Genomic DNA, 6,216 nt, shown 5'->3' on the forward strand with positions numbered 1-6,216 from the left:
GCGCGCGTGCTGGACGTCCGCTGGACCCGCGAGCCGGGGCGGGTGCGGGACTTGACGCGGACGACGCCGAGCGAGCAAAGTGCTTTGCAACGCAAACCAAAGGAGCGCACGTGACCGTCCCGCCCGTCCCCACGGACGACGACGCCCCGCTCGACCCCCGCGCGGGGCTCGACATCGTCGCCGCCCAGGCGCGCCGTGTCCGCGACTCGGAGGTCGACGAGCGCGTGCTCTTCGGCGTCTGGGGTGCCGCGTGGGTCGTCGGGTACCTCGTGCAGTGGTGGTCCGCGAGCGGGTCGTCCACCGGCACCACGTCCGGCCCCGCCGGCGGCGTCTTCGGGCTCCTCATGGCCACCGCGATGGTCGTCACCGTCGTCCACCTCGTGCGCCGCTCGCGCGGCGTGCGCGGCACCAGCCGCACCGTCGGCGCCATGTACGGCTGGTCCTGGTTCCTCGGGTTCGCCGCGCAGAGCGCCATCGTCGCCGGCGTCGTCAACGCCGGCGCACCGCCGCAGGTGGTCGCGGTCGTCGCCAACGGCGTCGCGTGCCTCGTCGTCGGCCTGCTCTACATGGCCGGCGGCACGCTCTGGCGCGTCGGGCCGTTCTACGCGCTCGGCGTCTGGCTCGTCGTCACCGGCGCCGCCGCGAGCGTCGTCGGGATGCCCGAGGGGTACCTCGTCATGGCCGGCGCCGGGGGCGGCGGCATGCTCCTCGGCGCGGCGTTCACGGCGGTCCGGCGCTGGCGGCACCCGTGACCGAGCCCGACCTCGACCCCGTCATCCACTCGGCGTCCCGGCTGCGGGTCGTCGCCACGCTCGCCGCGCTCGACCGCGGCGACCGCATCGCCTTCCCCCGGCTGCAGAAGCTGCTCGACATGACCGCCGGGAACCTGTCCACGCACCTGCGACGCCTCGAGGACGCCGGGTACGTCAGCCAGACCAAGACGCACGTCGGGCGCACGCCCGCCACCTACGTCGAGCTCAGCCCCGCCGGGCGCACCGCGTTCGAGCGCTACACGCAGACCCTCGCCCAGCTGCTCAAGGGAGCACAGTGATGACCACCGACACCGCCCCGCCCGTCCTCGTCGACCACGTGACGCGACGCTTCGGCGACGTCACCGCGCTCGACGACGTCAGCCTGCGCGTCGACCACGGCGAGATCGTCGGGCTGCTCGGCCCCAACGGCGCCGGCAAGACGACGCTGCTCTCGCTCCTCGCCGGCCTGCGCACGCCCGACGCGGGCACCGTGCGGCTCTTCGGCGGCGACCCGCGCGACCCCGCGTCCCGCACGTCGCTGGGGACCACGCCGCAGGAGACCGGCCTGCCCGACACGCTCAAGGTGCGCGAGGTCGTCGACTTCGTCGCTGGGCACTTCGCCGACCCCATGCCGCGCTCGGAGGTGCTCGCGCGGTTCGCGCTCGAGGACCTCGCCGACCGGCAGACCGGTGCGCTGTCCGGCGGGCAGAAGCGCCGCCTCGCGGTCGGGCTCTCGCTCGTCGGCCGTCCGCGGCTCGTGCTGCTCGACGAGCCCACCACGGGCCTCGACGTCGAGGCGCGGCACGTGCTCTGGCAGGCGCTGCGCGACTACCACGCGGACGGTGCGACCGTCATCGTCACGAGCCACTACCTCGAGGAGATCGAGGCGCTCGCGCAGCGCGTCGTCGTGGTCGGCGGCGGCCGGGTGATCGCCGACGACACGCTGGCCCGCGTGCTCGACCTCGTGTCCGTGCGGCGCGTGACCCTCACCGTCCCGGTGGGCGCCGGCGCCGCGCTCGCGGGCCTGCCCGGCGTGCACGACGTCACCGAGGTGCCCGACCCGCGCGGCGGCGTGCGCGCCACGCTGGTCGCGGCCGACGCCGACGTGTGCGTGCGAGCCCTCGTCGAGCGGGCCGTGCCGTTCCACGACCTCGAGGTGCGCGGCGCGTCCCTCGAGGAGGCGTTCCTGTCCCTCACGTCGTCCGCGGAGCACGGCGCGTCGTCCGCCGCCGCGACCCCCGCCCCGGCGTCCGCCGCCGCGACCGACCCGACCGCCACGGAGGTGGCCCGATGAGCACGACCACCGCACCCGTCGCGTCTCGCACCGCCCCGCCCGCGCTGCGCTCCTGGGCGTCGCTCGCGTGGCTGCACGCGCGGTACCAGTTCCTCGAGACCGTGCGCGTGCCGATCGCCGTCATCGGCAACCTGCTGTTCCCGACGCTCGCGCTGCTGTTCTTCGTCATCCCGCAGGACGCGATCACGTCCGACCCGGCGATCTCGACCGCCGCCGTCGCACAGCTCGCGACGTTCGCCGTCATGTCGTCGTGCCTGTTCACGCACGGCACGGGCGTCGCCGAGGACCGTGCGCAGCCCTTCGACACGTTCGTGCGCGCGCTGCCCGCGCGGCCCGGGCCGCGGCTCGCCGGGCGCGTGCTCAACGGGCTCGTGTGGTGCTACCTCGCGCTCGTGCCGCTCGTCGTCGTCGGCGCCGTGTTCACGGCCGCGACGCTCACGCCGCTGCAGGCGCTCGGCGCGGTCGTCATGGTCGCGGCCGTCGCGGTGCCGTTCACGCTGCTCGGCATGGCGATCGGGTACGCGCTGTCCAGCAAGGCCGCGCTCGCCGTGGTCCAGTGCACGCTGTTCCCGCTCGCGTTCGCCGGCGGCCTGTTCATGCCGCCCGAGGTCTTCCCGCGCTGGCTCGACGCACTGTCGCAGGCGCTGCCGTCGCGGGCCGCGCGCGACCTCGTCGTGCAGGTGACGTCCGGCGTCGACGCGAGCGCGCTCGCGGTGCCCGTGCTGCTCGGGTGGACCGTGGTGCTCGCGGTGCTCGCGGTCGTCGCGGTCCGCCGCGACGAGGGCCGCCGCTTCCGCTGACGCCCGCGGCGTGGCCCCACGCCGCCGAGTGCGCCAGATCGCCGTCGAGTGCGGGTGAAGCAACACCCGCACTCGGTCGCGATGTGGCGCACTCGGCGGTGTCGGTCCGCCGGTGTCGGTCAGCCCGTGCGGGGCGGGCGGCCGCGGCGCGGGGGGTCGGACGCCGCGTGGGGCATGCGCCCCGCGTCGGTGAGGGCACGGCGCAGCAGCAGGTCGATCTGCGCGTTGACGCTGCGCAGGTCGTCGGCGGCCCACCGCGCGACCGCGTCGTGCACCGCGGGGTCGAGGCGCAGCAGCACCTGCATGCGCTCGCGGGCCGCGATGATCGCGCCGGCCTGCTGGCGCTGCAGCATGGCCTGCGCGATCTCGGGGGCGTACGCGAGGTTGGAGATGCGCGCCTCGATGACCTCGATGCCCGCGATGACGACGCGCGCGGCGACCTCGGCCGCGATCTCGGCGGAGATGACGTCGGTCGCGCCGCGCAGCGACGTCTCGCCGTCGTCGGCGTGGTCGTACGGGTGGGACATCGCGACGTGGCGCAGGGCCGACTCGGACTGCACGCGCACGAAGTCGGCGTAGTCCTCGACCGCGAATGTCGCGGTGGCGGTGTCGGCGACCTGCCACACGACGATCGCGGCGATGTTGATGGGGTTGCCGTCGGCGTCGTTGACCTTGAGCTCGTTGGTCTCGAAGTTGCGCACGCGCACCGAGACGTTCTTGCGCGTCGTCAGGGGGATGGTGAGCACCAGTCCGGTGCGGCGCACGGTGCCGACGTAGCGGCCGAAGAGCTGCACGACGCGGGTCTGCCCGGGGCTGATGACGGCGAGCCCGCTGAGCAGCAGCACCGCGGCGCCGACGCACAGGGCGCCGAGGAACCCGAGCGCGTCGACGCCGCTGGCCTCGGCCTCCATGAACAGCAGGATCGCGCCGGCGACGGCGACGAGCACGAACAGCAGCGCGATGACGGCCCCGCCGGCGCCGGTGGACCACGCGGACCGCTCGGCGACGTCGACGCGGGCGCCGGCGTGGCCGACGGGACGGCCGCTGGGGTCGCCTCCGACGGACTCCTGCGGCGGGGCGGTGTCGGGCATGGGGACCTCCGGGGGACGGGCGCCGCGGCGCGCTATCAAAGTGATATCACTTTAGCAGCGCCCCGCGGCGTCCGGCACGGGACCTCCGGCCGTCACCCGTCCGGCCGTCAGGCGTGCCCGAGGAACTCGTGCGTCCGGTGCGACGCGGGCTCGATCTGGAACGTCGAGTGCGCGACCGACACCTCGAAGTGCGTCGCCAGGCACTCCTGCAGCTGGTCGAGGATCCGCGGGCCGTGCCCGTCGCCGAAGCACGAGTCGTCCACCACCACGTGCGCCGTGACCACCGGCAGGCCCGTCGCGACGAGCGACGCGTGCAGGTCGTGCACGTCGAGCACGTGGTCGACCTCGAGCAGGTGCGCGCGCACGTCGTCCAGGTCGAGCCCGGGCGGGGTCGACTCGAGCAGCACCGACGCCGTCTCGCGCAGCAGCCGCGCGGCGCGCGGCACGATCAGCACGCCGATGAGCAGGCCCGCGACCGCGTCGGCCTGCTGCCAGCCGGTCGTCGCGATGACGATCGCGGCGACGATCACGCCGACCGACCCCAGCGCGTCGTTGAGGACCTCGAGGAACGCCGCGCGCATGTTGAAGCCCGACGAGCGCCCGCCCGCGAGCACGGTGAGCGACACGACGTTGGCCACGAGGCCGATCACGCCGAACACCACGAGCTCGGTCGACGGCACCTCGGGCGGCGCCGTGAGGCGACGCACGCCCTCGACCAGCACGTACACGCCGACCGCGAGCAGCACGGCCGACTGCGCGAGCGCCGCGAGCACCTCGGCGCGGCGGTACCCCCAGGTGCGCCGCGCGGTCGCCGGGCGTCGCGTGAGCTGCGCCGCGACGAGCGCCATGAGCAGGCCCGCGGTGTCGGTGAGCATGTGCGCGGTGTCGACCAGCAGGGCGAGGCTGCCGGTGAGGTACGCGCCGACGGCCTGCGCGACCAGCACGGTCGCGGTGAGCCCGAACGCGACGGCGAGGCGCCCGCGGTGGTCGGTGCCGCCGTGCGCGTGGTCGTGGCCGTGGCTCACCGGTCGGCCCCCGCGAGGTGCGCGCACTCGTCGGGGTGCGGGCCTGCGTCGAGCAGCGACTCGGCGGCGGCGATGAGCCCGGCGAGGCGCGCGGGGTCGGCGATCGCGTAGATCGAGGCGCGCCCGCGCTGCCGGACGGTGACGAGCCCGCAGTCGCGCAGGCACGCGAGGTGCGCGCTGACGGTGCTCTGCGCGAGCCCGAGGTGGTCGGTGAGCTCGCGGACCTGGTGCTCACCCGTGAACAGGTGGCGCAGCAGGGTGAGGCGTGCGGGCTCGCCCAGCGCGCGGAACAGTGCGGCCGTCGGGGCGGTGAGACCGGCGTCGGTGCTCCAGACGCCCTCATCGTCCTCAGCAGATGTCATCGTCATAGAGCGATGATAGTCCGCGGCCCCCGACGGTGTCACCACCGCCGGGGGCCGCATCCGTCACACCGCGTCAGTCACGCGGGACGTCTCGCCGTGGACGTCACGCGAAGCGACGCAGCCGCAGCGAGTTCGACACCACCAGCACCGACGAGAACGCCATCGCCGCACCCGCGATCATCGGGTTGAGCAGGCCCAGCGCCGCGAGCGGGATCGCCGCGACGTTGTACGCGAACGCCCAGAACAGGTTCTGCCGGATCACCCGCAGCGTGCGCCGCGACAGCCGGATCGCCTGCGGTGCGGACGCCAGGTCGCCGCGCACGAGCGTGAGGTCGGCCGCCTCGATCGCGACGTCGGTGCCCGTGCCCATCGCCAGGCCCAGGTCCGCCGTCGCGAGCGCCGCGGCGTCGTTCACGCCGTCGCCGACCATCGCGACGCGCGCACCGCCGGCCTGCAGTCGCTCGACCGCCGCGACCTTCTCGTCCGGCATGACCTGCGCGACGACGTCCGCGTCGGCGATCCCGACGGCGCGGGCCGTCGCGAGCGCGGCGCCCCGGTTGTCGCCCGTGAGCAGCACGGGGCGCAGGCCCAGCGCGCGCAGCTCGCGCACCGCGTCGGTCGACGTCGGCTTCACCGGGTCGCGCAGCACCAGCACGCCGCGCGCCCGGCCGTCCCACGCCGCGACCACCGCGGTCGCGCCGTCGGCCTCGGCCGCGTCGACCGCCGCCGCGACGTCGTCGGTGCGGACGCCCTGCTCCTCGAGCCAGCCACGCCGGCCCACGAGCACGCGCCGTGCGAGCGCGACGCCGCTGTGCGCGGTGCGGACCACGCCGCTCACGCCGCGCCCCGCGTCGGCGCGGAACTCGCGCACCTCGTCGGCGCCGACCCCGAC

At 75.1% G+C, this 6,216-nt stretch carries 8 protein-coding genes; 4 read left to right on the forward strand and 4 right to left on the reverse strand.

Features of this window, described 5'->3' with window-relative positions:
- Window positions 1-110 precede the first annotated feature (110 nt).
- From ATM99_RS02915 to ATM99_RS02930, 4 genes are read left to right on the forward strand one after another with little or no spacing between them, the layout of a single operon-like run.
- Window positions 111-752: a hypothetical protein gene (locus ATM99_RS02915; RefSeq protein WP_062101440.1), complete on the forward strand. Its 642-nt coding sequence runs from the start codon at window positions 111-113 to the stop codon at window positions 750-752.
- Window positions 749-1,051: a transcriptional regulator gene (locus tag ATM99_RS02920; RefSeq protein ID WP_062101441.1), complete on the forward strand. Its 303-nt coding sequence runs from the start codon at window positions 749-751 to the stop codon at window positions 1,049-1,051. Before ATM99_RS02915 ends, ATM99_RS02920 begins: the two co-directional genes overlap by 4 nt.
- Window positions 1,051-2,046 (forward strand): ABC transporter ATP-binding protein, encoded by a 996-nt coding sequence (locus ATM99_RS02925; RefSeq protein ID WP_062101442.1) that lies wholly within the window; start codon window positions 1,051-1,053, stop codon window positions 2,044-2,046. Before ATM99_RS02920 ends, ATM99_RS02925 begins: the two co-directional genes overlap by 1 nt.
- The gene (locus ATM99_RS02930; RefSeq protein ID WP_062101443.1) at window positions 2,043-2,846 is read left to right on the forward strand and encodes an ABC transporter permease; all 804 of its coding nucleotides are present in this window, start codon (window positions 2,043-2,045) and stop codon (window positions 2,844-2,846) included. Before ATM99_RS02925 ends, ATM99_RS02930 begins: the two co-directional genes overlap by 4 nt.
- 119 nt (window positions 2,847-2,965) lie before the next feature.
- Here ATM99_RS02930 and ATM99_RS02935 read toward each other — a convergent pair whose 3' ends face one another.
- The 4 genes from ATM99_RS02935 to ATM99_RS02950 all read right to left on the reverse strand — a co-directional run.
- Entirely contained in the window at window positions 2,966-3,937 is a 972-nt protein-coding gene (locus ATM99_RS02935) for an SPFH domain-containing protein (RefSeq protein WP_082659179.1), read from the reverse strand.
- A 107-nt stretch (window positions 3,938-4,044) separates the two neighbouring features.
- Entirely contained in the window at window positions 4,045-4,962 is a 918-nt protein-coding gene (locus ATM99_RS02940) for a cation diffusion facilitator family transporter (RefSeq protein ID WP_062101444.1), read from the reverse strand.
- Window positions 4,959-5,330: a metalloregulator ArsR/SmtB family transcription factor gene (locus tag ATM99_RS02945; RefSeq protein ID WP_046529564.1), complete on the reverse strand. Its 372-nt coding sequence runs from the start codon at window positions 5,328-5,330 to the stop codon at window positions 4,959-4,961. Before ATM99_RS02945 ends, ATM99_RS02940 begins: the two co-directional genes overlap by 4 nt.
- A gap of 97 nt (window positions 5,331-5,427) precedes the next feature.
- Window positions 5,428-6,216, reverse strand: a 789-nt coding sequence (locus tag ATM99_RS02950; RefSeq protein WP_150118087.1) for an HAD-IC family P-type ATPase, incomplete at its 5' end; no start/stop codon positions are given.

The sequence above is a fragment of the Cellulomonas sp. B6 genome (assembly GCF_001462455.1).
GTDB lineage: Bacteria > Actinomycetota > Actinomycetes > Actinomycetales > Cellulomonadaceae > Cellulomonas.